This is a genomic window from Lysobacter tyrosinilyticus (assembly GCF_054779815.1).
In genome coordinates, this window is the sequence record NZ_BAAGXN010000001.1 from 798438 (window position 1) to 825437 (window position 27000).

The 27000-nt window shown below is 66.3% G+C and carries 10 protein-coding genes and 1 riboswitch; all 10 genes read left to right on the forward strand.

The window, feature by feature from the left end; translation table 11 throughout:
* Nucleotides 1–5: 5 nt before the first annotated feature.
* Nucleotides 6–1958, forward strand: coding sequence for a tetratricopeptide repeat protein (locus ACYVGK_RS03375; protein ID WP_460731818.1), 1953 nt, complete (start codon nt 6–8; stop codon nt 1956–1958).
* The gene (locus tag ACYVGK_RS03380; protein WP_460731819.1) at nt 1955–5152 is read left to right on the forward strand and encodes a tetratricopeptide repeat protein; all 3198 of its coding nucleotides are present in this window, start codon (nt 1955–1957) and stop codon (nt 5150–5152) included. Before ACYVGK_RS03375 ends, ACYVGK_RS03380 begins: the two co-directional genes overlap by 4 nt.
* Nucleotides 5136–5783: a tetratricopeptide repeat protein gene (locus tag ACYVGK_RS03385; protein ID WP_460731820.1), complete on the forward strand. Its 648-nt coding sequence runs from the start codon at nt 5136–5138 to the stop codon at nt 5781–5783. Before ACYVGK_RS03380 ends, ACYVGK_RS03385 begins: the two co-directional genes overlap by 17 nt.
* Nucleotides 5783–6157 (forward strand): hypothetical protein, encoded by a 375-nt coding sequence (locus tag ACYVGK_RS03390; RefSeq protein WP_460731821.1) that lies wholly within the window; start codon nt 5783–5785, stop codon nt 6155–6157. The genes ACYVGK_RS03385 and ACYVGK_RS03390 overlap by 1 nt, the downstream gene beginning before the upstream one ends.
* A 67-nt stretch (nt 6158–6224) precedes the next feature.
* Nucleotides 6225–6896 (forward strand): MotA/TolQ/ExbB proton channel family protein, encoded by a 672-nt coding sequence (locus tag ACYVGK_RS03395; RefSeq protein ID WP_460731822.1) that lies wholly within the window; start codon nt 6225–6227, stop codon nt 6894–6896.
* Between the two features lie 22 nt (nt 6897–6918).
* A complete protein-coding gene (locus tag ACYVGK_RS03400; RefSeq protein WP_460731823.1) occupies nt 6919–7425 on the forward strand; it encodes an ExbD/TolR family protein in 507 nt (168 codons plus the stop codon).
* Complete coding sequence (locus tag ACYVGK_RS03405; RefSeq protein WP_460731824.1) at nt 7422–7928, forward strand: ExbD/TolR family protein; 507 nt, start codon at nt 7422–7424, stop codon at nt 7926–7928. Before ACYVGK_RS03400 ends, ACYVGK_RS03405 begins: the two co-directional genes overlap by 4 nt.
* Before the next feature lie 8 nt (nt 7929–7936).
* Nucleotides 7937–9331: an AgmX/PglI C-terminal domain-containing protein gene (locus tag ACYVGK_RS03410; RefSeq protein ID WP_460731825.1), complete on the forward strand. Its 1395-nt coding sequence runs from the start codon at nt 7937–7939 to the stop codon at nt 9329–9331.
* Nucleotides 9332–9385: 54 nt separating this feature from the next.
* A riboswitch (cyclic di-GMP riboswitch) is annotated at nt 9386–9475 on the forward strand.
* An 82-nt stretch (nt 9476–9557) separates the two neighbouring features.
* A complete protein-coding gene (locus tag ACYVGK_RS03415) occupies nt 9558–21803 on the forward strand; it encodes an isopeptide-forming domain-containing fimbrial protein (protein ID WP_460731826.1) in 12246 nt (4081 codons plus the stop codon).
* A complete protein-coding gene (locus ACYVGK_RS03420; protein ID WP_460731827.1) occupies nt 21800–26941 on the forward strand; it encodes an OmpA family protein in 5142 nt (1713 codons plus the stop codon). The genes ACYVGK_RS03415 and ACYVGK_RS03420 overlap by 4 nt, the downstream gene beginning before the upstream one ends.
* The last annotated feature ends 59 nt before the right edge of the window (nt 26942–27000 follow it).

Consider the following 27000-nt stretch of genomic DNA (forward strand, 5'->3'; position numbering starts at 1 on the left):
GCCCGATGCGTCGCGCATCCAGCATCGTGTTGGGATTCGCACTGGTCGTGCTGCCGGGGCTTGGCCCCTGCGTGGCCGCCGATGCGGCGCCGACTGCGGGTGAGCAGGATCCCTACTTCGGCGAAGCCCTGTACAACGCCTACCAGGGGCGCTGGTTCGAGGCCTTGCAGCGTCTCGATACCGAGTTGGCCCAGCACCATCGCGTCGACGAACCGACGCTGGACTCGCTGTTCCCGTTGATCGGCCATGCCGAGTTTTCGGTCGGCGACTTCGAACTGAACTACCGCATGCACCATCGCGCCGGCCGCGCGATCAAGGCGGTGCTGGAAGCGGACGTCGAAGACGTGGTGCGTAACGAGGCGGCATTCCGCCTGGCGCGCATCCATTTCCAGAAGGGCCAGCCGCAGGACGCGATGCAGGCGCTGGAACGCATCCACGGCGAAGTGCCGGAGGAGATCCGCGACGAGATCGAATTCCTGCGCGCCAACACCTACCTCGCCATGGGCCAGCCGGCCGAAGCGGCTGCGGTGCTGAAGAAGCTGCAGGGCGCGAAGGGCCTGGAAGGGTTCGCCGGCTACAACTACGGCATCGCACTGCTGCAGGACGGCAAGACCGCCGAAGGCCAGCTGCAATTGGCGAAGGCCGGTGAACCGGACCGCAAGGATTCCAAGGCCGTCGTCGCTATCCGCGACAAGACCAACATGGTGCTTGGCCGCCTGATGCTCGAGGCCAAGGACTACGCCAGCGCGCAGCGCTACTTCGATCGCGTCAGCCTCGAAGGACCGTATTCCAACCAGGCGCTGCTGAGCGCCGGCTGGGCCGATGCCATGGCCGGAAACTTCGAACGTGCGCTGGTGCCGTGGAAGATCCTGGCTACGCGCGATTCCACCGACAGCGCCGTGCAGGAAGCCAAGCTGGCCCTGCCGCATGCCTACGGCAAGTTGAACCTGCATGGCCGTGCCGCGGTGTTGTACGACGAAGCCCTGAAGTCCTTCGGCGAAGAACTCGAAATGCTCGAGTTCTCGACCAACGCCGTGCGCGACGGCAGCTTCCTCAAGGCGCTGGTGCGCGAGGAAATCCATCAGGACAAGCTGTGGGTGGTGAAGCTGCGCGATCTGGAAGACGCGCCGGAAACCTTCTACCTGACCAAGCTGATGGCGTCTCACGACTTCCAGACGGCGCTGCAGAACTACCTCGATCTCGAGGACCTGCGTCGCAAGCTGGAATCCTGGCAGTCGAGCTTCGACGCGTACGACGACTTGATCGCCCAGCGTCGCGGCTACTACGAGCCGCTGCTGCCCGGCATCGACGGCAAGTTCCGCGAACTGGACGCGCAGTACAAGCTGCGCCTCGAGCAGCGCAGGATCCTGGCCCGGCGCCTCAAGGACCAGCTGACCAAGCCACGCCCCGAACTGCTGGCCACCGCGGAAGAACGCATTGCGCTGGATCGCATCAATGCGACGGCCGCCGCCATCGCGCGCCTGCCGGAGGCCGCGCGCGCCGAACAGACGGAACGCCTGCAGCGCCTGCGCGGCACGATCGACTGGAAGCTGCGCACCGAATACGCGGACCGGCTGACGGAAGCCTACGAGCACCTGGCGCTGCTGGATACGGACCTTGAGGCGTTGCAGGTCCGCTACCAGTCCTTCGTGCGCGCGCGCCAGGCCAGCGTGCACAGCTACATCGGTTACGACGACGGTATTCGCGATCTGCGCAACCGCGTGCGCGATTCGCTGGAGCGCGTGAACCAGTTGCAGAAGCAGCAGGGTTCGCTGATCGAGGCGGTGGCCATCACCGAACTCACCGCGCGCACCGAACGCCTGAAGGCCTACCAGACCCAGGCGCGCTACGCCGTCGCCGACAGCTATGACCGCGCCAGTCAGGCGCAGGGCGCGGATGCCGCGCCGGATGCATCGAAGGCGGCGCCGAAGGGCGCATCGGCCGGGGAGGGTAAATGAGGCTTCGTCTTCGCACTGTCGTAGTCGCGGTGCAGGTCGCGCTGTTGGCCGCGTGCGCGCATACCGAACGCGCGGGCACGCTCGCCTCGTTGCGAGAGGTGAAACCGGATACCACGGATGTGCGCGTTGACAACGGCCTGCAGAAGGCCGTGGACGGCTATCGCCACTTCCTGGCGGAAACCCCGGCCAGCGAGCTGACGCCGGAGGCGATGCGTCGCCTGGCCGACTTGCAGCTGGAAAAGGAATACGGCGTTCGCGGCACGACCGAGATCGTGGTCGACCGCGTGCCTGCGGCGACGACGACTGCGGCCGCGAGCACAACGGCTGCGACCACAGCAGCCGCGCCGACTACCGCCGGCCCGAAGTCGCTGGCGCTGGCGGCGCCGGATGCGGTTACCAAGATTTCGGCTGCGGCCAAGTCCTCGACCAAGGCGGCGGTCGCTGGCGCGCCTGCTGACCTCGAGCGCGCTGTCGAGCAGCGTGCGAACGAGAAGCAGGCGATCGCCACCGCTTCCACCACCGGTGTCGCAGCGGCATCGGGTCCGCTCGAGTCGATCCAGCTGTACGACAAGCTGCTCGCCGAGTTCCCGAACTACGCCTACCGCGACCAGGTGCTCTACCAGAAGGCCCGCGCCTACGACGAACTCGGCCGCTCCGAGGACGCGATGGCGGTGATGGAGCAACTGGTCAAGAGCAACCCGGATTCCAAGCTGGTCGACGAAGTCCAATTCCGTCGCGGCGAAAGCTTCTTCGCCCAGCGCAAGTACCGCGATTCCGAGAACGCCTACCAGGCCGTCGTCGCCAAGGGCGCGGCGTCGGAATTCTACGAGCCCGCGCTGTTCAAGCTGGGCTGGTCGTTCTACAAGCAGGGTGCCTTCGAAGAGGCGCTGCACCGCTATTTCGCGCTGATCGACAACAAGGTATCGAAGGGCTACGTGCTCGGCGCGAAGCACACGCCGGCCGAGGATCGTCGCGTCGAGGACACCTTCAACGTCATCGCGCTGTCGTTCTCCAACCTCGGCGGTCCCGAGGTCATCGGCGAGTACTTCGGCCAGTTCGGCCATCGCCCGTATGAAGATCACGCGTATCGCTACCTGGGCGAGTTCTATCTCTCCAAGCAGCGCTACCAGGACGCCGCGACGGTCTTCAAGGACTTCGTCGGACTCTACCCTTTCCATGCCTCGTCGCCGGATTTCAGTCTGCGCGTCATCGGCATCTACGAGACCGGTGGCTTCCCGCAACTCGTGGTCGAAGCCAAGCGCGCGTTCGCGGCCAACTACGGCCTGAAGGCCGAGTACTGGAAGCACAACGCGATCGGCGAGCGGCCTGAGGTCGTGGCCGCGGTCAAGTCCAACCTGATGGACCTGGCGAACTACTACCACGCGCGCTACCAGGATCCGACGCTGGCCAAGGAGAAGCAGGAAAGCTTCGCCGAAGCCTCGCGCTGGTACGGCGACTTCCTCGATTCCTTCCACGACGATCCGACCGCACCGGCGGCGAACTACCAGTTCGCCGACCTGTTGCGCGAGAACGGCGACTTCCGTGGTGCAGCGACCCAGTACGAGCGCACCGCCTACGAATATCCGGCGCACGAGAAGGCAGCCGCCGCGGGCTACGCGGCGATCTTCGCGCATCGCGAAAATCTCAAGGTAGTGGCCGCCGCCGGACAGGAAGAGGCCAAGCGCGCCACGGTCGCCAGTTCGCTGCGCTTCGCCGACACGTTCCCGAAGCACGAGCAGGCACCGACCGTGCTGGTCGCGGCCGCACAGGATCTGTACGAGCTGAAGGACTACGTCGCGGCGCGCGAAGCCGGCCGCAAGCTGCTGGAAAAGTTCCCGACGGCGAGCAAGGAACTGCAGCGCACCGCGTGGACCGTGGTGGCGCACTCGTCGTTCGAGCTCTCGGAATACCCGGTGGCAGAGCAGGCCTACACGCAGGTCCTGGCCGCGACGCCGGCCAATGACGAAACCCGGTCCGCGCTGGTCGAGAACCTTGCTGCGTCGATCTACAAGCAGGGCGAGGCGGCCAACGCCGCCGGCGACTACCGCACTGCGGCCAACCACTTCCTGCGCATCAAGCAGGCGGCGCCGACCTCGAAGATCCGCGCCGGCGCGCAGTACGACGCGGGCGCCGCACTCATGCGCCTGCAGGACTGGAAGACGGCCGCGCAGGTGCTGGACGAATTCCGCCGCGACAACCCGACCCACGAGCTGGTGAAGGACGCGACCAAGCAGATCGCGAGCGCCTTCCAGCAGGCTGGAGAACTGGGCAGCGCGGCCGGCGAATACGAACGCGTCGCCAACGAGTCCGCCGATCCCAAGCTGCGCGCCGAAGCGCTGCTGCTCGCGGGCAAGCTGCATGAAGACGCCAAGGACTTCGATCGCGCGCTGGCGGTTTACACCCGCTATGTCGGCGAATTCCCAAAGCCCGCCGCCGATGCGATCGAAGCGCGCCAGCACATGGCCGACATCTACAAGACGCGCGGCGACGACACGCGCTACCGCGCCGAATTGCAGGAGGTCGTGCAGGCCGACGCCAAGGCTGGCGCCGAGCGCAACACCCGCACGCGCACGCTGGCCGGTCGCGCTTCGCTGGTGCTGACCGAGCCGCTGTACGCCCGCTTCGCGTCGCTCGAACTCAAGCTGCCCTTTGAGAAGAGCATGGCCGCCAAGCAGAAGTCGATGGCGGAAGCGATCAAGGGCTTCAACGCGCTGGTGCCGTACGAAGTGCCCGACGTCACCGCGGCCGCCACGTTCTACATGGGCGAGGTGTACGCCAACTTCAGCCGATCGCTCAACGACTCCGAGCGACCGAACAGCCTGAAGGGCGGTGAGCTGCAGGACTACAACGACCAGCTCGACGAACTGGCGTTCCCGTTCGAGGAAAAGGCGATTGCTCTCCACGAGAAGAACATCGAGCTGCTCGAAGCCGGCGTTCACAGCGAATGGATCGAGAAAAGTCTGGCGCGCCTGGCCCAGCTGGTACCGGCCCGTTATGCGCGTCCGGAGGCGAGCACCGGTTTCCTCGGCCAGGCCGAACGCTACGAGTACATCAAGCCGGTGCCCAAGGTTGTCGAAGCGGCGCCTGCGAACGTGTCGGCAACACCGGCCGAAACAAACGACGGCAGCGACGTCGAAAGCACGGCCCCCGCCACGCCTGCCAACACCGGAGATGCCGATGCCCGCGCGCACTGATCCGAACATCCGTCGTGCCGTGCGCCATTGCGTGAGCCTCGGCGCGCTCCTGCTTGTGTACGTCGCGACCACGGCCATGGCCGCGCGTCGCGAAGCACCCGGCGTGAACGTGAGCGACACCGGCTTCACCATCGTCGAGTCGACCAAGATCGACGGTGCGACGCGTTCCGACTACGCCCGTGCCGCGGGCCTGCTGGCCCAGGAGCGCTACGCCGAAGGCATCACCCTGCTGCAGGCGATCATCGCGAAGCAGCCCAAGCTGGCCGCGGCGCATGTGGATCTGGGCATCGCCTACGCCAAGACCAATGAACTGGAGAAGGCCGAGGCGAGCCTGAAGCAGGCACTGGAACTGCAGCCGAAGCATCCGATCGCCTGGAACGAACTCGGTCTGGTGCAGCGCAAGCTGGGCAAGCTGGAGGATGCGCGCGCTTCGTACGAGAAGTCGCTCGCCGCCGCGCCGGGCTTCCATTTCGCCAGGCTCAACCTTGCCGTGCTCTGCGACCTGTACCTCAAGGACACCGCCTGTGCGCTCGACAACTACGTCGCCTATCAACAGGCGATGCCCGACGACAAGCAGGTCGCCGGCTGGGTCGCGAGTGCGCGTGCCCGCGCCGAGAAGGGGGGCAAGTGATGCGCGTGATCCTGAGCCTGTGTCTTTCGCTGGCGACGGTTACGGCGTTCGCCGCCGAGCCCGCGTCGCACGACGCGAAGAGCAAAGCCAAGAACGAAGCCAAGAACGAAGCCAAAACCAACGCGGCTGACGCGAAGAAGGGCGCAACTGCACCCGCTGGCGACATGGTGCTGTCGGGCCTGTCGATCCTCGGCAACGACGAGACCCCGAAAGAACTGGTGATCGTGCCGTGGAAGAGCTCGCAGCTCGCTGATGCCCCAGGCATCTCGCGCCTGCTCGACGACAGCACGCAGCCCGTCGACAAAGACGTGTTCATGCGCGAACTCGATTACTACGGACTCACGGTTGACGAACCAAAAACCGGCAGCGAGTGAGTCAAGGCTTCACCCAGGTTGTTTGTTTCCCCGGATCTTCCATCGATTTTTCAGTGAGGGCAGTGCCATGTTTCATTCCGTAGCGGAGTTCTTCAAAGCCGGCGGCGCGATGATGTTCCCGATCCTGCTGGTCGGCCTCGTCGGTCTGGCGATCGCCGTCGAACGCTGGGTCACGATTGCGCGTGCGCAGAAGCAGACCAAGAACATGTGGGTCAAGGTCGAGCCGTCGCTGAGCGAAGGCGACTTCGAAAAGGCGCGCAAGATCGTCGGCGACGACAACAGCCCGCTCGGCCGCCTGCTTGGCGCCGGTCTGGCCATGCAGGGCGCCGTGCGCCGCCGCGACGACGTCGAGAAGACGATGCAGGAAGGCATGATGGAAGTCGTGCCGCGCCTGGAAAAGCGCACGCACTACCTCGGCACCTTCGCCAACCTGGCGACCCTGGTCGGCCTGCTCGGCACCGTGTCCGGCCTGATCGGCGCGTTCAGCGCGGTGGCGACTGCCAACCCGGCGGAGAAGGCCAACATGCTGTCGGCCAGCATCTCTGAGGCGATGAACTGTACGGCGTTCGGTCTCGGCACCGCCGTGCCGCTGCTGTTCATGCATGCGTTCCTGACCTCGCGCACCCAGCACCTGGTCGAGAGCCTGGAAATGGCCGCGATCAAGTACTTGAACGTGCTTTCGCTGCGCACCAACCGCGCCGCCCAGCAGGGTTCGGTCCAGAACATCCGGGCCGCCTGAGTAAGAGCACAGGAGAGACGCCATGGGTCTCATGCCCCGTCGCAAACCGCCGGCCAAGCCGACCGAGCTGATGCTCGTGCCGATGATCGACATCTTCAGCGTGATGATCACGTTCCTGCTGATGACTGCCGTGTTCTCGCGCATTTCGATCATCCAGCTCGATCTGCCCAGCGCCGCCGCTGGTGCGCCTACCGAGCCGACCTTCCGCCTCGAAGTCATGGTGCGCAAGGAAGGCCTGGAGCTGACCAACGGCCGCGACTCGATCGCCGTTTTGCCCGTTGAGAACGGGGCTTATCCGCTCAAGCAGCTGACCAACCTCGCGGCCAACCTGAAGGGCCAGCACGTCGAAGTCGACACGGCTTCGGTACTGATGGCTCCGGATGTCGAGTACGACCATCTGGTGCAGGTGATGGACGCGATTCGCAGCACGGACCTGGCCAACGCCAACGCTAACGGCTTCACCGGCACGCCCGATGCGGCCGGCCGCATTTCGATGTTCCCGAAGATCGCCGTGGGAGATGCACCATGAGGATGTCGCTCAACCCGTTCCGCGGCGCGCGCAGGCAACACGAAGAACCGCAGCTCAACCTGATCCCCATGATCGACATCATGTCGGTGATGGTCGCGTTCCTGTTGATCTACTCGACCGAAGTCGAGGTGGTTCCGAACGCGAAGAACGTGGAGATCCCGCTCTCCACCGCCGAGGCCAAGCCCGCCGAGACCGTCGTGGTGACGATCACCAAGGACATGCTGCTCGTGCAGGGCGAAAAGATCGCGTCGATGGACCAGATCCGCGACCCGAACGCCGCGTTGATCGAGCCGTTGCGCGAGTACCTGTCGCGTCCGCTGACCACCAAGAGCGGCGCCGCCCAGCAGGCCGCGCTGGCCCATCGCGAGATCACCGTGCTGGCCGACAGAGGCTTGCCGTACGAGGTAATCCGCAAGGTGATGACTACCTGCACCGCGGCTGCGTACGACAAGTTGTCGCTAGCCGTGCTTGAAACGGGCGGCAGTGCGCCGGCCGGTGGTTGAGGCAGGTCATGACCGATACCAACGCAATGGAACTTGAAACCCATCCCGCCGAGGCCCAGGCGGCACTCGCCGAACAGATCGCGGAAGCACGTGCGCGACTAGATGAGTTCGCGCACGACCTCGCCGTCATCGAAGAAGAGCTCGAAGGCTTCGCAAGCGAACGCGTCCGCCATCGGCTGCTCGAGCAGGCGTGCCATGCGCTCGAAGAGTTGGAGCAGGTCGGCGGCGCGGATCTGTTCTGGGACGGCCTGGCCGCGAACGGTGCATCGGCCGGATACATCGCCCGCGCACGCCGCCGCACCGAAGCGGTGCGGGCCCAGATCAACGAAGTCGAAGCGCGCCGCGGCGCGCTGGTAGAGCGGATCGGCGAACAAAACGAAGAACTGTTCCTGCTGGAAGACGAAGCCTTCGAGCATCAGGAAGAGCTGGACCGCCAACGCAACGAATGGATCGTCGAGCGCGAACTCGACGCCGGCCGCGTGCGTCCGCATCTCATGCTGTGGATGCGCGGCGACGAAGACCGGCGCTCGCGCAAGGGCCTGGCCATCGCGCTGTGCGTATGGCTGCTGCTCGTCGTCGTGATCCCGTTCATCAAGATTCCGGAGAAGCCGGTGCTCGCGCCGGAAGACATGCCCGAGCGCGTGGTCACCGTGATTCCGGAACAGAAGAAGCTGGAACAGGCGCCGCCGCCGCCGCCGGAACTCAAGAAGCCGGTCGAGCGCAAGGTCGAACACAAGCCGACGCCGCGTACCGAAGTCGCGAACGTCGAGCGTCCGGTCGCACCGAACCAGCCGCAGACGCCGAAGCCGCAGGGCATCCTTGCGTTCAAGGACGCGCTCAAGGCCGTCGACGACATGCCCACCGCGGCCAATCTCGGCAAGGCGGCGAAGCTCAGCACCGATACGGGCGCGGCGCGTCCAGAACGTTCGATGCTGACCAGCAGCGCCGCGGGTGGCAGCAGCGGCATCAATCTTGCCGCCGAAAGTCGCAGCTTCGGCAGCGGTGGTGGCGAGCGCGCGGCGATCAAGGGCACGGCACTGACGCGGGCCAGCAGCGGCATCAACGCGATCGCGGCCAAGGATTCCGCGACGAGTGGCGCCTCGCGGCGTGGCGGACGTTCCGACGAGGAGATCCAGGTCGTCTTCGATCGTTACAAGTCCGCGCTGTACCGCCTGTACCAACGCGAGTTGCGTAACGACGCGACGTTGCAGGGCAAGGTCATCCTGCGCCTGACCATCGAACCGGATGGCAGCGTGTCGATGGCACAAGTGAAGTCGTCGGAAATGGAAGCGCCCGCGCTGATCTCCGACATCGTGGCCCGCGTGAAGGGCTTCAACTTCGGCGCCAAGGACGTGCCGGCGGTGACGATCGTCTATCCGATGAACTTCCTGCCGGCAGGCTGAAGACATCAGATCGCACCGTGCCGCCGAACGCGGCAAGTCAAGGCAACAGAAACACATCGACAAAGGCAAAACCACCGAAAGGTGGTGACGCAAAGTCACCGGCCTGTAGGGCGCGACACGCCCCATGGCAGCGGGACCGCCGAATAACGCGCAGGACTTCCTGCGCGCGTTCTCGCGGATCCCGTCGGCTTTGCGATCAAGGCAAAACCACGAGGAACAGAAGAACATGGAAACGAATGCGAACGACGGGACGAAAGCGGGCAGGGGCCGGGCGCGGCACCTTCTGCGCAGCTTCGCGCTGTGGGCCTGCACGGCGTTCGCATTCTTTTTCACCGGCACGGCCTTCGCGCAGCAGTGCGTTGCCAGCAACGTCAACCCGAACGCGCTGGTACAGGTGCTGAGCAACGGCAACAACAGCTACTGCGAGCTGTGCGGCTACGGCTACGTGACCGTGCGCCTGAGCAATCCGTTCATCACCGGCAGCCAGAACAACGTTCCCTTCGAACAACGCACCATCAACGTCGGCAACAACACGATCGACCAGTGGCGGGTCAATCCCACCTACGGCACGTCGAATCCCGACATCAACTATTCGTCCAACAGCGTGGTGATCACTCTGCCGAACAACGGCCTGGTGTACTACGCCGGCGCCAATGTCACCGTTGGCGGCGCCAACTGGACCAACTTCGTGGTCAACGCGGCGGGCAACCAGATCACCATCCGCAACCTGGGTGCACTGGCCAATGGCTCGCGCGGCAACCCGAGTACACGCGACATCCGCATCCCGATCCATCGCGCGCCGACCAACACCCCGGAAAGCCTGTACAACGCCAACCCGACCGCGCAGGCACAGATCAACATCAGCTCGATGGCCGACAGTTGTTCGATCGCCAATTCGCGCGAGTTGCCCAACAACGACACCAACTGGCACAACGGCTTTCCGCCGGGAACCACGGCGTTCAATCCCGCGTTGAATCACACTGGCAGCATCGACGTGCGCCAGCCGAACCTGCAGATCTACAAGCAGGGATGGAACTACGACGCCGGACAGAGAGAGGCGACCCGCAGCGACACGGTGTACGGTCACAACGACGACGACATCGTCTGGCGTTTGAACATCGCCAACCAGGGCGATGCGCCGCTGCAGGATCTGCGCATCGACGACGTGATATCGCGCGCCGACGTCATGAACGCGCACTATGTCTGCCCGACGCAGGTGGCGGCGGACGCGATTGCGGCGGCCGACGGCGTGCTGCCGGCCGGTTCGGTCTGCGTGACCACGATGGCGCTGACCGGCAACGTCCTGGCCGACTGGGCCGTGCCGGCGCCGTTCGGTCTCAACGGCGACATTCCCGCGCCGTATGCGAACACGGTCAACGCGGTGACGCCGGGCACGTCGGTGGATGCCGTCGACATCGCGGCTGGCGCGAACATCAACCTTTACGTGGTCGGCAAAGTGCAGCGCAACGCGTCGTGCTCCAGCGGCACGCCCATGACCAACCAGATGCGCGACATCCAGTTCGGTTGCGCGGTGCAGACACCGCCGGGCGGTCTTCTGCAATCCGCCAACCTGACCGACAACGCCACGCTCAAGACTTACTACGGCCAGGGGGGCAGCAACGCCCCGGCGCAGGCCGCCTTGCAGGTCACCCGCACCCTGACCGGTATCGACGGCAGCGCCACCGTGGGCATGCGCGGGCTGGTGACCGTGGTGCTGAGCAACCAGAGCGGCGGCACGGTCTGGTTCGATCCGGCCATGGGCTATCACCTGAAGGACGCGCTGCCGGCGGGTTATGTCATCGACCCCGGTTATGCGCCGCGCCTGATCGATCCGGCGAATGTCGGCAACCGTTCGTTCTACGGTGCCTATCCGGGGCGCATCGACACGCTGACCTGGAGCAACCGCAACGGCGCCATCCCGGCGAACACCGGCGACAGCACCAGCTATCTGGCAAACGGCGCTCCGGAATTCAAGCTGTCCAGCACGACCAACTACAACGATCGCAACCCGGACTCGGCTTACGGTGGCGCGCCGGACGGCAATGGTCATGTCTATGCGAATCTGATGCGTCACGGCGACGTACTGGTGATCCGCTTCGCGATCGTGCTGAAGGATCCGAAGGACTTCGACCGCGCCGCCGACCTCGACGTGCAGACCGAAGACCCGGGTACGCCGCTGTACCAGCGCCCCGAACCCACCGACCCGGATCAGTCCGGTCTGCTGGGCCTGCACAACACCGTGGACCTGCGCTTCAAGACGCTGTGTGCCGGGCAGGGAACGCAGAGCTACACCCTGGTGGACAACGGCACTAGCACCGGCAGCCACACCGGCGGCGCGATCACGTTCGATCCCGAAGACCTGGACATCAGCGTCGACCAGCCGACCTTCATCGTCACCAACGACCGCACCCAGACCACTCCGCTGTCGGTGACCTTGCGCAACAACGGCGGCGTCAACGCGCGCGACTTCAGCGCCTTGGTCAGCTTCGGCCCAACCCTGAACGTGACCAGCGTGACCGCGCCGGCCAACTGGGCCTGCGACGTAGTTCCGTTGTCGGGTGCGGTGCCGCAGCCCGCTCCGTACAAGGCGTGGGTGGTGAATCCGCCGCCGGACGCGCCCAACGTGCCGCATTTGCCGTTGCCGGCCAACGGCACGGTGTACCGCTGCTATCCGAATCACGTCAACGCCTTCAACCGGGTGTTGGCGCCGAACGCCAGCGTGCAGTTCGCCTTCCAGGTCAACAAGACCAGCGACGCGGCGCGCATCCTTGCCGACGACGTGACCTTCCGCGCCGACGTGGTCGGCGAAATCTGGACGGTCAGCGGCATGACCACGCCGCTGCTGGACATCGACAAGGCCGACAGCGGCGGCAACCTCGACGACCTGACGGTGAGTCTGCGAAACACCGCCGCTCTGCACAACGTCAGCCAGATCGACAACCATGCGCCGATGTGGTTTCCGGCGCCCGGAAGCACCAACGCCGGCTACTACAACAAGCGCAGCGACGGCGAAGTCGATCGCGGCAACCTGTATTCGCTGGACGCGCACTGGTCGCGCGGCATCGGCTTCAACCTGATGAAGGACCAGGTGACGTGGAGCGTCACCGGCGGCGACACCAGCACCCTGATGGGCGCGGTGCCGGCACTGGGCGCGTGCAACGAGAACGTTACCGATACGACCCGTGTCCCCGCACTGCCGGACAGCGCGATGTCCGATGGGATGCCCAACTTCGCACGCAAGCAGCGCGAGCGCGTGCAGATCGGCGAGGAGTGCAGCAATCGCATCCAGGCCGGCGGCTGGTTCGGCTTCAAGTCGCGCGGCTTCCGCTTCATCGGCGTGCGCGACGTGCAGATGCAGGACGAAGTGCAGGACGGGCTGGTGTACGTGGCCAGCACTGCACCGCAGGTCGGCTCGCAGATCGCCGGCGCGACCCAGGCGCCGAACGACCCGGCGAAGTCGGCGCTACAGGAACTGCTCTTCGGCTGGCGCTTCACCGGCAACCGCCCGGACAGCGTCAGCAACACCGGCAACGACTACATCGTCGACATCGACCAGTGGTTCCACATCAACGCCGTCACGCGCCTGCAGAACAAGGCGGTCAACCAGCGCGCGCTGCCGGACCTGCACGGCGAAGACCGCAATAACGCATTGAACTCGATCTTCAAGGCGGTCTATTACAACGACAACGCCAACCGTCCTGAAACCTATGCCTTCGGCAGTGGCCAGGTCGGCATGCTGCTGCCGACGCCGGCCCTGGTTACGGGCAAGACGGTCGGTTATCCGTGGGAACGCATCCGCCGCAGCGACGTGGTGGTGACCGAACCGCGCGTGCAGATCGCCAAGCACGTCTGCCAGGACAACAACTTCAGCGCCGGTGCCAACGGCGGCACCTGCGCCGGTGGTTGGCAGACGGCGATCGCCAACGCCGACACCACGCACAACTACGTGTTCCGGCTGATGGCGTGCAATGGCGACATCGGCAACATCAACGCCGGCAGTCCGACCTGCGCCGTCAACAACGATGCCGGCCAGCCGCGCGCGCCTGCCTACGACGCGGTGGTGGAAGACACGCTCGACGCCAGCGACCTGATGGTCGTGACCGAGATGGCCAGCGACGGACTCGACAACGACGGCGATGGCCAGATCGATGAAGCCGACGAAGCCAACGCGCAGAACATCGGCGACAACGCGCCGATGAACGGCGTGCCCGGCGTCATCACGTTCTCGCACCTGCGTGGCGTGGATGGCGCCGGCCTGCGACGGATCAACAACGGCAGCAGCGCGTGGCTGTACTACGTCGTGGACCTGGACGATCGTCTTGCACCGAACCAGACCATCGGCAACGGCGTCGAACTGGACCGCTACGACTCATTGGCCGGCAGCGCCGACGATGACGGCCAGCAGATGACCGCGCAGCGCGGTAGCGGCGACATCGCCGGCGCGCGCGTGTACGGCTTCAACACCACCAACGGCGATCCGAACCTCACCGATCGCGTGTCGCTGACGCTGATCCAGCCGCAGACCCGGCCCAAGGAAATCATTGCACTGTCGCAGTCGCAGCGTCTGCCCGCGGGCACGCAGCCAGTGGTGATCGGCGAGGAAATCACCTACCGCCTGACCGCGTCGCTTCCGGTGACGCGCCTGCGCGGATTGACGATCACCGACAACCTGCCTTCCGGGTTGAGCTGCGCCGATGCGCCGGTGGTTGACCTGAGCAGCGGCGTCTACGCGGCGGCCGGCTTCAAGCGTCCCGACCTCAGTCCGGTGCCGCCGGTCACCCCGACCTGCAGCGGCACCATGGTCATGTGGAGTTTCGGCGACGTCGTCCTGACCCGGGCCGACAACGGCCAGAACACTTTCACCTTCCCGTTGCAGTTCGTCGCGCGCGTGGACAACACGCAGCCCAACCAGGACGGCGTCACCCTGTACAACGGCGGCACCCGCAACGGCGGCACGATCCTGCGTTGGCAGGATGCGGGTGGCGCGGAGCAGACCCGCACCTACGGCGAAGTGGCCGTAAGGGTGAGCGAGCCGCAGCCGTTCACCGCGACCAAGGTGCTGAGCAACGTCACTCCGGGCAAGGCCGCCAACGCACCGCTGGCCGCCGGCGACATTGCGCAGTACGTGGTGACACTCCGCAACGGTGGCTCGTCGACTGCGTACGACCTCAACATCGTCGATACGCCCGCGGCCGAACTGCGCCTGAGCAGCGGCGTTGCGCCGACGGCGACGATTGGCGGCGCGCCGGTGGCCGGCTTCGTCGCCACGCCCGCGGGCGCGCCGAACGGCCCGCTGGTCTGGGGCCGCGGCAACAACGACGGCAGCCTCGACCTGCCGGCCGGTGCGACCCTGGTGCTGCGCTATCGCATGCAGGTCGCCACCGCGCCGGCGGCCGGCACCAGCATCATCAACACCATCGTGGCGGACTGGACGTCGCTCGATGGCGCCAGCATCCATGAGCGCACCGGCGCCGATGCGCCCAACGCCGCCGCGCTGAACAACTACTTCATCGAAGCCCGCGAAGTAGGCAACCCTGATCCATCGCCGACGGTGGCGCTGGCCAAGGCGATCACCCAGCCGACCGCGGCCATTGGCGAGGCCTTCGCCTACCGCATCACCGTGCCGGCCGCTCCGTCCACGCGCCCGCTGTACGACGTGCGCATCAGCGACAACCTGGCCTCGGCCACCGGCGTGGTGCTGGAATTCGTCTCGGTGCGCAAGGTGTCCGGCGGCGGTAGCTGGACCCCGGTCAACACCGGCAGCGGCCAGAACCTGGTCATCGAAGACACCACCAGCGGCGGCATCGACATCCCGGCCGGACAACAGGCCGTGATCGAAGTGCGCGTGCGCCTGGCCAACGACCCGGCCAATGCGGTCGGCGACACCTTCACCAATACCGCCGGTTACGAGTTCGACCACGTCGACAACGACCGCAGCGTCGCCGGCGTCGGCGTGCCTGCCACGTCGCCGCAGATGACCGTGGTCGCACCGCAACTGGTCATGGACAAGAGCGGCCCGGCCTCGCTGCAGATCGGTCAAACCGGCACGTTCGTCCTCGACGCGGTCAACACCACCGCGGGCAACACCGCCGCGACCGCGTGGAACGCGCGCATCATCGATCGCCTGCCCGACACCGCCGATGGCGGCGGCGCCGGCGGCATGTGCGCGACCGCGCCGACCATCACGTCGGTGCAGCTGTTCGCGGCCGACGGCACGACCCTGGTCGCCACGCTGGCGGCCGGCAGCGGCTACAGCGCCAACTTCGCCGCAGCGGGCGCCGGCACGAGCTGCACGCTGACCGTCGACACCACGGCAGGCATCGGTCCCGGCCAGCACCTGCGCGTTACCTATCAGGCCGCTGTCGATGTCGACACGCCGCAGAACGCGACGCTGACCAACGTGGCTGGCGCGAACCGCTGGCTGAGCACCAATCCGGCCGGGGCGGGCAACATGCCGCTCGCCTACGACAACGTGTTGACCGACGGCACGCCGAGCGTTGCCGACTTCCAGGACGCGCACACCTTGCAGGCGCGCAACCCGATGCTGCGCTTCGAGAAGACCGTGGCCAACCTGAGCCGCGGCGAAAACCCGGCCACGCTGGCGATGCCGGGCGATCGACTGCGCTACACCCTGCGCGTGGAGAACCTGGGCAGCGCGGCGGTGTCGTCGTTCGACATCCGTGACGAACTCGACGCGCTCAACGCGGCGCAGGCCGCTTTCGTGCCCGGTTCGCTGGTCGTGGTCGCCGTGCCGGCAGGCGCGAGCAACAACAGCAATGCCAACGGCGGCGCGCGCGGTACCGGCCTGCTGGACGTGCGCGGCATCGCGCTGGGTGGGCAGGGCAGCGCCGTGCAGGTCGTCTTCGACGTGCAACTGGCCGCGAACCTCGCCAACGGCAGCAAGGTCGCCAACCAGGCGACACTGCTGGTCAATGCCAGTGCGCTGGCCCTGAGCGACGACCCGAACGTCAACGGCCAGGCCGACCCGGCCGTGGCCGGCGACGAAGACCCCACCGTGGTGCCGATCGCGGTCGCGCCCGATCCGGCCAGCAAGATCCTGCTTTCGCCCACCAATGGCGAAGCCACCATCGGCCAGGACGTGGTCTATCGCATCACCCTGCCGGGTGCGGTGCGCAACACGCCGATGCATGACGTGCGCCTGACCGACGTGCTGGACGCCAACCTCGAATACCTCGGTGCCACCATCACCGGCGGCACCGGCGTGAGCAACAACAGCACGGCGAATCAGCTGGACATCGCCATCGACCAGATCCCGCCCGACACCCAGGTCGTGGTCGAGTTGCACGCCCGCGTGCGCAACATCTTCGGCGCGCAGCAGGGCATGGACGTTGCCAATACCGCGCGCTTCACTTACTCCGAAACCGACGGCGGTAAGCAGGAAGACCCGCTGGACACCAACACGGTGAAGTTCCATCTGGTCGAACCGGGCCTGAGCATCGCCAAGAGCGCCAGCGCCGCCACCGCGTCCGCGGGCCAGGTGATCCGCTACACCGTGACCCTGACCGCTGCGAGCGGCGCGGATGCATCGGGTGCGTTCGACATCGATGTGGTCGATACGCTGCCCGCGGGTCTGACCTATGCAGGCAATGCCACCCTCGACGGCAACCCGCTGGCCGCACCCGCCATCAACGGCAACGTGCTGACCTGGACCAACCTGGGCGACATCGCCGAAGGCGCGAGCGTTGTGCTTGCCTACGACACGCGTGTGGCGGGCAACGCGCTTCCCGACCAGGTCATGACCAACAGCGCCATCGCGCGTTGGACTGGCCTCGACGGCAGCAACATCAACGAGCGCACCGGTGTCGATGGCGTCGGTGGACTGAACGACTACGTCACCGCACCGACGGTCGTCAGCGTGGCCACGCCCGGTTCGCCGCCGCACAAGGTGCTGACTGCACCGGCATCTGGCCTGGCCACCATTGGTGAGGACGTGGTCTATACCCTCACCGTGCCCGGCGCGCCGAGCAGCAGCACCTTGTACGACGTGCAGGTGCTCGACCCGCTCGATGCCAACCTTGAATACGTGTCTGCCACGGTCACCGGCGTGGCCGGCGTGACCAACAGCAGCACTGCTGCGCAAATGAACCTCGCCATCGCGCAGATCCCGGCCGGCCAGCAGGCGGTGATCGAACTGCACACGCGCGTGCGCAACATCGACAGCGCCAACGCGGGCGTCGTGGTAGGCAACATCGCCGCGTACAGCTACGCCATCAACGCTGGCGGCCAGCGCGTCGCCCCGCTGCAAAGCGAGGCGGTGAACTTCACCATCGTCGAACCAGTCGCCACCGTGGCCAAGACCGGCGACAAGACCGCGGTCACCGGCGGCGACATCGTGCGCTACACCGTGAACCTGGCCGCGGCCAATGCGGCGGAGAACTCCGATGCGTTCGACTTCAAATTGGTCGACACGCTCGCCCCGGGCCTGGAATACGTCGGCAACCCGACCGTCAGCGGTAGCGGCAACACCATCGCCGCGCCGGCGATCAGCGGCGATGGCAGTGCGGCCAATCCTTATGTACTGACCTGGAGCCTGGCCGGCGGCAGCGACATCGACGTGGCCAAGGGCGAGACCGTCGCCATTGCCTACGACGTGCGCGTGCGCAACGGCGCGCCCGCCTTGCAGAGCCTGCCGAACCGGGTGACCGCGGAATGGACCGGCCTCGATGGCGATTCGACGTACGAACGTCACGGCAACGGCTGCCCGTCCATCACCGCGCCGAATGACTATTGCGCCGGGCCGGCCAGCTTCGTCGTGGTCACCGATCCGCCGAAGCTCAGCTTCGCCAAGACCGTCACCAGCACCACGCCCGCGCATCCGGGTGAGTTCGCGAGCTATCGCCTTGAAATCGCCAACGTGAGCACGGTCGGCGTCAGCGCCTTCGAGCTGATCGACGAAATCGACGCGCTCAACAACACGGCCGCGTTCGTGCCGGGTACGTTGCAGATCGTCGGTGCATTGCCGGCCGGCGCCGTGGACAACAGCAACGCCAGCGGCGGCACCAAGGGCACGGGCCTGCTCGACATCCGCAACCTGACCCTGGGCGCGGCGGGCTCCGGCAACGAAACCCTGGCGATCGACTACCGCGTGCAGCTGGTGCCGGTGATCGCCAACGGCAGCGTCGTGCTCAACCAAGCGCGCGCACAGTCGGGCAGCACCTTGCTGGCCTTGTCCGACGATCCGTCGGTCAATGGCGTGGCCAGCCCGGACGTAGCCGGGGACGAAGACCCGACCCGCCTGCCGATCGAATCCGCGCCGCAACTGGTGATCGAAAAGACCTCGACCTATCTCGGCGCCAATCCCGCGCTGCTGATGGCCGGTGATCGCATGCGCTACACCATCACCGTGCGCAATACCGGCACCGATCACGCACGCAACGTGATCCTGCGCGACCTCGTGCCGGCCAATACCAGCTACGTGGCCGGCAGTACGACGCTCAATGGTGCGGCACTGGCCGATGCGGCCAATGGTTTGCCGCTGCAGAACGGCATTGCGGTCACCTCGCCGGTCGAGACCGTGGCTGGCGTGGTTCGCGTCGACAGTCCGGCCGATGCCGCCGCCAACGTGGCCACGCTGGGCTTCGAAGTCGTCGTGTCGCCGACCGCGGCCGACGGCACCGTGATCGCCAATCAGGCCTTCGTCATGGCCGACACGCTGACCGCCGAAGCGCCTTCCGACGATCCGCGCACGCCGGTCGTCAACGACCCCACCCGCGACGTGGTCGGCAATGCGCCGCTGCTGTATGCGGAAAAGGCGGTTGTCTTGCAGGTCGACACCAACAGCAATGGCGCAGTCGATCCGGGCGACACCCTGCGTTACACCCTGCGCATCCACAACACCGGCGCGGTGCCGGCAACGGGTGTGGTGTTGCAGGACGAAGTGCCGCCGCATACCACTTATGTCGCCGCCAGCACCCGTCTGAACGGCGCGCTGGTGAACGACGCCGCCGGCGGCTCGCCGCTGGTGCCCGGTGTGGCCATCGGCGACATCGCGCGCGGCGCGGTGGCCACCGTGCAGTTCAACGTGACCGTCGATGCCGGCACCCCCAACGGCACGCTGATCGAAAACCAGGCCAACGTGCGTAGCGTCGAGCTGCCCGACCTGCTGACCGATGGCGACGGCAATCCCTCGACCGGCCCCGAGCCGACCGTGGTCGTGGTCGGCCCGGCGCAGGCGCTGGCCATCAGCAAGCAGGTCGCCGTGGTCGGCGGCGGCGCGGCACTGCCTGGCGCGGAAGTCGAATACCTCATCAACGTGCGCAACGTGTCCACGGTAGCCGCCACCCAGGTGCGCATCGTCGATGACCTGCCGCCGCAGTTGGCCTACGTCGCCGGTTCGGCCACGCTCAACGGCAGCGCCGCTGGCGTCACCGTCACCGGCAACAACATCGTTGCCGATTACACCGCGGTGAACGGTCCGCTGGCCCCGGGCGCAACCGCGACCGTGCGCCTGCGCGCGCGCATCGCCAATGGCCTGGCCATCGGCACGCGGGTGACCAACACCGCCACCGTGAACTGGAACGACCCGGTGCAGGTCGCCAGCGCCAGCGTCGGCTTCGACGTCGGCGGCATGCCCGGCGTGGGTACGCTGAGTGGCCGCGTGTGGCACGACGCCGACTTCGACAAGTCCGCGGACCCGGCCGAGCGCCTGTTGCAGGGCTGGAGCGTGGAACTGCTGCGCAACGGCCGTACCGAACGCACCGTCACCACCGACGCCGGCGGCAACTGGCAGATGGGCGGCGTGTCGCCGAACGTGGCCGGCACCGCGGTGGCCGGTGATCTGCTGGAACTGCGCTTCACCGCGCCGGGTGCAGTCGCGACCACGGCCAAGCTGGGCTTCGCCGACTCGTCGTTCACCAACGAGCTGCAACGCATCCGCGCAATGGTGGTGCAGCCAGGCGCGGTGCTGGCCAGTCTGAACCTGCCGATCGAGCCCAACGGGGTGATCTACGAGTCGATGAACCGTGGCGCGATCCCGGGTGCGCGTCTGCGCATGCTCGACGCATCCGGTGCGGCGTTGCCCGCCTCCTGTTTCGCCGATCCGGTGCAGCAGGGCCAGGTCACGCTGCAGAGCGGCTACTACCGCTTCGATCTGAACTTCGCCGATCCGGCATGCCCGGCAGGTGGTGCTTATCTGGTCCAAGTCGCGCCGCCTTCGGCGAACTTCATCGCCGGTGCTTCGGCGCTGATCCCGCCGACGTCGGATGCGAGCACCGCGGCGTTCTCGGTGCCGGGCTGCCCGGCCAGCGTGAGCGATGCCGTGCCCGGCACGACCCAGCGCTGCGAAGCGCAGCCGTCCGAGTTCGCGCCGTCCACGTCGGTCGCGGCGCGTTCGGCCGGCACCACCTACTACCTGCACCTGCGCATGGACGACACGTTCGTGCCGGGCAGCAGCCAGATCTTCAACAACCACATCCCGCTCGATCTCGATCTGAACGGTGCGTTGGCCATCAGCAAAACCACGCCGAAGAAGAACGTCGTGCGCGGCGAACTGGTGCCTTACACGATCACGTTGCGCAATATCTCGGGCCTGCAGCTGCGCGACGTGCGTGCGGTCGACACCTACCCGGCGGGCTTCCGCTACGTGCCAGGCTCGGCGCGCGTCGACAACGTGGCGATCGAGCCAACGCAGAACGGACGTGAGCTGACCTGGAGCGGCGTCGCCTTCGGCACCAGTGATCAGCACGCGATCACGCTGCTGCTCGCGGTTGGCGCCGGTGTGGGCGAGGGCGAGTTCGTGAACCACGCACGCGTGTGGAACGGCCTCACCGATCGTCCGCTGTCTGGCGATGCCACGGCCACCGTGCGCGTCACGCCGGATCCGACCTTCGACTGCACCGACGTCATCGGCAAGGTCTACGACGACGCCAACCGCAATGGTCACCAGGACCAGGGCGAAGGCGGCCTCGGCGGCGTGCGTCTGGTGACGGCGCGCGGCTTGGCGGCGACCACCGACAAGTTCGGTCGTTACCACATCACCTGCGCGGTGGTGCCGAACGAAGACCGCGGCAGCAACTTCGTGCTGAAGCTGGACGACCGCACGCTGCCCAGCGGCTACCGTCCCTCCACGCGCGAGACCGTGATCGCGCGCGCCACGCGCGGCAAGGCCCTGAGCATCGACTTCGGTGCGTCGGTGTTCCGCGTGGTCAGCCTGGATCTCAGCGACGAGGTGTTCGAGCACGACGGCACGCAGCTGCGCGATCCCTGGCAGCCGCGTCTGCAGACCTTGATCGATGAACTGGCGAAGGAACGCTCGGTGTTGCGCCTGTCCTATCTGGCCGACCTCGAGGATCCGGACCTGGTCGAAGCCCGACTGGCGGCGATCAAGGCGAAGGTCATCGAAGCCTGGCCGGACGCCGGTGCCGACTATCCGCTCACGGTTGAGCAACAGACCTTCTGGCGCCGCGGCGCGCCGGTGCAACGCCCTGCGGGCAACCAGGGGGCGCGCAAGTGAACAACCAGCTGAAGAACAACATGTTGACGAAGAGCATGCGCCTGTCGCTGCTGGCCCTCGCCCTGATGACCGCCACTGCGGCGGCACAGACGGTCGAGGAGCCGGTCGCGGACGATCAGGCCGCTAACGAGCAGAGCGTTGATCAGGCCCCCAAGGACGTGCCGATCAACGAATCCGTCGAGCGCCACCTGCCGGGTGACCAGACGTTCCGTCCGTTGGCGCGCGATCCCAACGTGCTGCAGAACGAAGCCGGCGATCGCGTGGAGAAGCAGCAGGTCGCCGGCGAAGTGATGGAGACAGTGAAGCTGGGCGGCATCATCGCGCCGCTGCACTTCGATTCGGGCGCGATCAAGATCCGCGAGCGCGACATCGAGAAGATCCGCCGCGCGCTGGATTCGGTACGCGGCAAGGCCAACGTGCGCCTGCATCTGGTCGGACACGCGGACAACCAGCGTCTGTCACCCGAACTGACCGCGCAGTACGGCGACAACCAGGGTCTGTCGCGCGAGCGCGCCGGCGAAGTCGCCGAAACCCTGCAACGCGCGCTGTCGCTGCCGCCGGAAGGCGTCGCCTTCGAAGGCATGGGTGACACCAAGCCGGTCGCGAGCAACGCGACCGACGCCGGCCGTGCGCAAAACCGTCGCGTCGAAGTGGAAGTCTGGTACGACGAGCCCAAGGCCGCGACCAAGGAACAGGAAGTCGTGGTCAAGGCCGACCTGCGCCAGATCAAGGTCTGCCGCGTGCAGGAGCTCTGCCTGATGCGTTTCCAGGAAGGGCACGAGAAGCGCACGCGGGTGAACAACCTGGTGGCCGCGCTGCACTACGGCGAGGAAGGCGTGGACGTAACGCCCGAATTCGTCGAACAGGTGCGCAAGGGCTTCGCCAACCTGCAGGGCAAGCAGAACGTCGTCGCCAAGTTCATCGGCTATGCCGATGACATCGCCCTGTCGGATCGCAATGCGCGCATCTATGGTGATGCGACCGCGCTGTCCAAGGCACGCGCGCATCGCGCCGCGCTCGCCGTGCAGCAGGCGCTGGGCCTGCCCGCGGCGGCCGTGCAGAGCGACGGCCGCGGCGCGACGACCTTCGTCGCCCCGAACGACACCCCGCAGGGTCGCGCCCTCAACCGCCGCATCGACGTGCAGTTCTGGTACGACGACCCGATGCAGGAGCTGTCTGAAGCGCCGCAGATGTGCCCGGCCGAGGCGGACAACGAGATCGTCACCCGCGTCCATCAGCCCTCCGGCGGCACGCTGCCGACGCTGCAACTGGACGGCAGCGAGATCGTCATCCCCGTGGGCATGACCGACCGTCTTCGCAGTGCGCTGGATGAAGTGAAGGACCGCGACAACGCGCGCCTGCGCTTCATCGGCTACACCGGCAACGAACGCCTGGATCGCCGCACCGCCTCCGCCTACGAAGACGACATCGGCCTGTCGGCGGCGCGCGCGCGCCGTGCGATGGACACCATTCGCAGCCTGATGGAGCTCAGCCCGGAACAGGTCGAGCACGAGGGCCACGGTTTCGTGCAGGTCGCCGACGCGTCGAGCGAAGGTTTCGTCCAGGGCCTGGATTCCTATATCGAAGTGCAGGTCGTATACGACGAGCCGGCACTACGCGACGACCTCGAAGGCGTGGACATCACGCGCCTCAACCGCGAGCTGACCCCGCGCAATGCCTTCGGACTTAATCCGATGCACATCTCGGTGGATGGCAAGCCCATCGACGATCCGGGCCGCAGCTCCGCCGACGTGCAGCGCTGCACCGACGTGGCGCTGGACGAGTCCGGCATCAAGTTCCAGTTCGACGACCTGAGCGCCGCGCCGCGTCTGGCGGTCTCGGCATCGCCGCAGGTGGCGCTGGTGGACGAGCCGGTGCGCTTCCGGATGTATTCGAACTATTCGGGCTTCTTCCAACGCGCCGAAGTGCGCATCCAGGAGAAGGAACAATCCACGCAGGCCACGCCGCTGGCGGTGGTGGCGCTGGATGCGAATGGCGAGGCCGAGTGGCAGCCGAGCGTGGTGGGCATTTCGGCTTCCGGCCGCGAATTGCAGTACGTGCTGCGCGTGTATGACGCGCAGGGCCGCTTCGATGAAACCAGCCCGCGTCCGTTGTGGCTGGTGAATGCAAGCGACGATGGCAGCGTCGCGGACATCGCTACGGCTAGGGCCGAAGGTGCCCCGCCGCCGCTGGCCGGCTACGGCGAGAACCAGCTCGCGTTGCGCAATATAAAGATCGGCGCCAATACCATCGCCGTGCGCGGCAGCGGCATTCCGGAAGGCCACACGGTATTCGTGGCTGGCCGGCCGGTGCCGGTGGATCACAACGGCGACTTCGTCGCCGATGAAATCCTGCCCGATGGTTTGCAGACCGTGGAAGTCGCGGTGCTCGATCCCGAGGGCAACGGCAACCTCTACCTGCGCGATCTGGAGATGCGCAAGCACGATCGCTTCTTCGTCGGTGTCGCCGATCTGACGGCTTCGAAGAGCAAGACCAGCGGTCCGGCCGATCTGCTGCAGGGCGAAAATTCCGGTTACGAGCGCAGTTCCAACTTCGATGGACGCCTCGCCTTCTACGGTACCGAAAAGTTCGGCAACGGCTGGCGCCTCACCGCCAGCGCCGACACGCGCGAAGGCCCGGTCAAGGATCTGTTCGGCAACCTGTTGGACAAGGCGCCGGATTCGTTGTTCCGTCGCATCGATCCCGACTACCACTACCCGACCTTCGGCGATGACGGCATCGTCGAAGAGATGGCGCCGACGCTGGGCAAGTTCTATTTCCGCGCCGAGCATGGCGACGACTACGCGATGTGGGGCAACTTCAAGACCGACTACGCGGGCAATGAACTCGCCCAGGTCGATCGCGGGCTCTACGGTGCCAACGTCGAGTGGAAAGCGGATTCGACCACGTCGTTCGGCGAACGTCGCGCCACAGTCGGTGGATTCGCCGCCGAGCCCGGCACCATCGGTGGTCGCGACGAATTCCGCGGCACCGGCGGATCGCTGTTCTACCTGCGCAACCAGGACATCCTCAACGGTTCGGAACGCTTGCGCATCGAGATGCGCGACAAGGATTCGCAGCTTGTCACCGGCACGGTGGAGTTGCGTCCGGGCCTGGACTATGACATCGACTATCTGCAGGGCCGCATCCTGCTGAATGAGCCACTGTCGTCGACCGGTCGCGACAGCATGCTGGTGCGCAGCGGTGGCCTGTCCGGCGAGGAAGCCTGGCTGGTGGCGCGTTACGAATACGCGCCCGGCTTCGACAAGATCGACACGCTGACCACCGGCGGCCAGGCGCATGTCTGGATCAACGATCACATCGGAGTGGGCGTCACCGGCAGCCGCAGCAGCGACGATTCTGCCGACAGCAGCGTGATGGGTCTGGACGTCACCCTGCGCAAGAGCACCGAGACCTGGCTGAAGCTGCAGGGCGGCCGCACCACCGGCATGGTGTCGCTGTCGCAGTACTCGTACGACGGCGGCTTCGGCTTCAACGGTGCCAACTCCACCGCGTTTGACGACGCGGCGGCATCCGGCTACCGCGCCGACGTCAGCGTCGGTGTGGGCGACATCTTCAAGAACGGCAAGGGCCGCGTGACCCTGTACACGCAGGCGCAGGACGCTGGTTATTCGGCCCCTGGCCTGGGCACGGTCTCCGACCGTACCTACTACGGCGGCACCCTGGATCTGCCGATCGGCGACAGGCTCAGCCTCGTCGGCAAGGCCGACCATCGCGAACAGGACGCCGGACTCACGCTCGAAGCAACGGAGTTGAACGTCGAGTACAAGATGAGCGAACGCTGGAGCGTGGCGACCGGTGTGCGCAACGACAAGCGCGACGATCAGCGCGCCACGGTGCCGCTCACGCAGGAGCAGGGTCAGCGCACCGACGCGGTGGTGCATGTGGGCTACGACTCCGGCAACACCTGGAATGCCTGGGGCTTCGCCCAGGGCACGGTGTCGAAGGATGGCGATCGCCAGGACAACGGCCGACTCGGTGCCGGCGCCGCGATACGTGGCCAGAAGTTCCGTGTCGAGGCCGAAGTCTCTGCCGGCGATCTGGGACCGGGCGGTCGCGTGGGCACCAACTACATGGTGTCCGACAAGACCACCCTGTATTTGAACTACGCGCTGGAGAACGAGAGCGGCATCACCCTCGATGGCACCAGCGTCAGCGGACAGCGCGGCAGCCTGGTCGGCGGCATCAAGCGACGCCTGTCGGACAGCAGCAGCGTGTACGCGGAAGAGCGCCATCAGGACAGCGACCGCGCCACAGGCCTGACCCACGCCGCTGGCATGTCGTTGAACCTCGACGATCATTGGTCGGTGGGCGTGAACGCCGAGCTCGGCACCCTGCAGGACAGCGAAACCGCGGCCGAGACCGATCGTCGTGCCGGGGGCGTGCGCGTGGCCTACACCAACGGGCCGACCCAGGTCTCCAGTGGCGTCGAGTACCGCAACGACAACGCCGAACAGGCAGATGCCACGCATGTCGAGCGCCAGACCTGGCTATTCCGCAACAACTTCAAGTTCCAGATGTCCGACGACTGGCGCCTGGTGGGCAAGTTGGATCATTCGTATAGCGAGAGTTCGCAGGGCCAGTTCTACGACGGCAAGTTCACCGAAGGCGTGATCGGCTTCGGTTACCGCCCGGTGCTCAGCAACCGTTTGAACGCGCTGGCCAAGTACACGTACTTCTACAACGTGCCGACCACGGACCAGATCACGCTGACCGGCACCGCGGCGCAGTTCATCCAGAAGAGCCACATCGCTTCGGTGGACGCGACCTATGAAGTGACCCCGTCGTGGTCGGTGGGCGGCAAGTACGCCTACCGCCTGGGTTCGGTCAGCCTGGATCGCGAGAATCCGGAGTTCTTCGACAATCGCGCGCAGCTGGTGATCCTGCGTACCGACGTACGCCTGTTCGACAAGTGGGAAGGCCTGCTCGAGGGACGCCGGTTGCAGCTGCCGGACCTCGACGAAACCCGCAGCGGCATGCTGCTGGGCGTGTACCGCTACTTCGGCGAGCACGTGAAGGCCGGCGTGGGCTACAACTTCACCGACTTCTCGGAAAACCTCACCGACCTGAGCTATCGCCATCGCGGCGTGTTCGTGAATGTCGTTGGTGCGCTGTAAGCGCCGGCGAAAGGAAAGGACTTCGGTCTCCAATCTCTCTCCCCTCTCCCGTCCCCGGG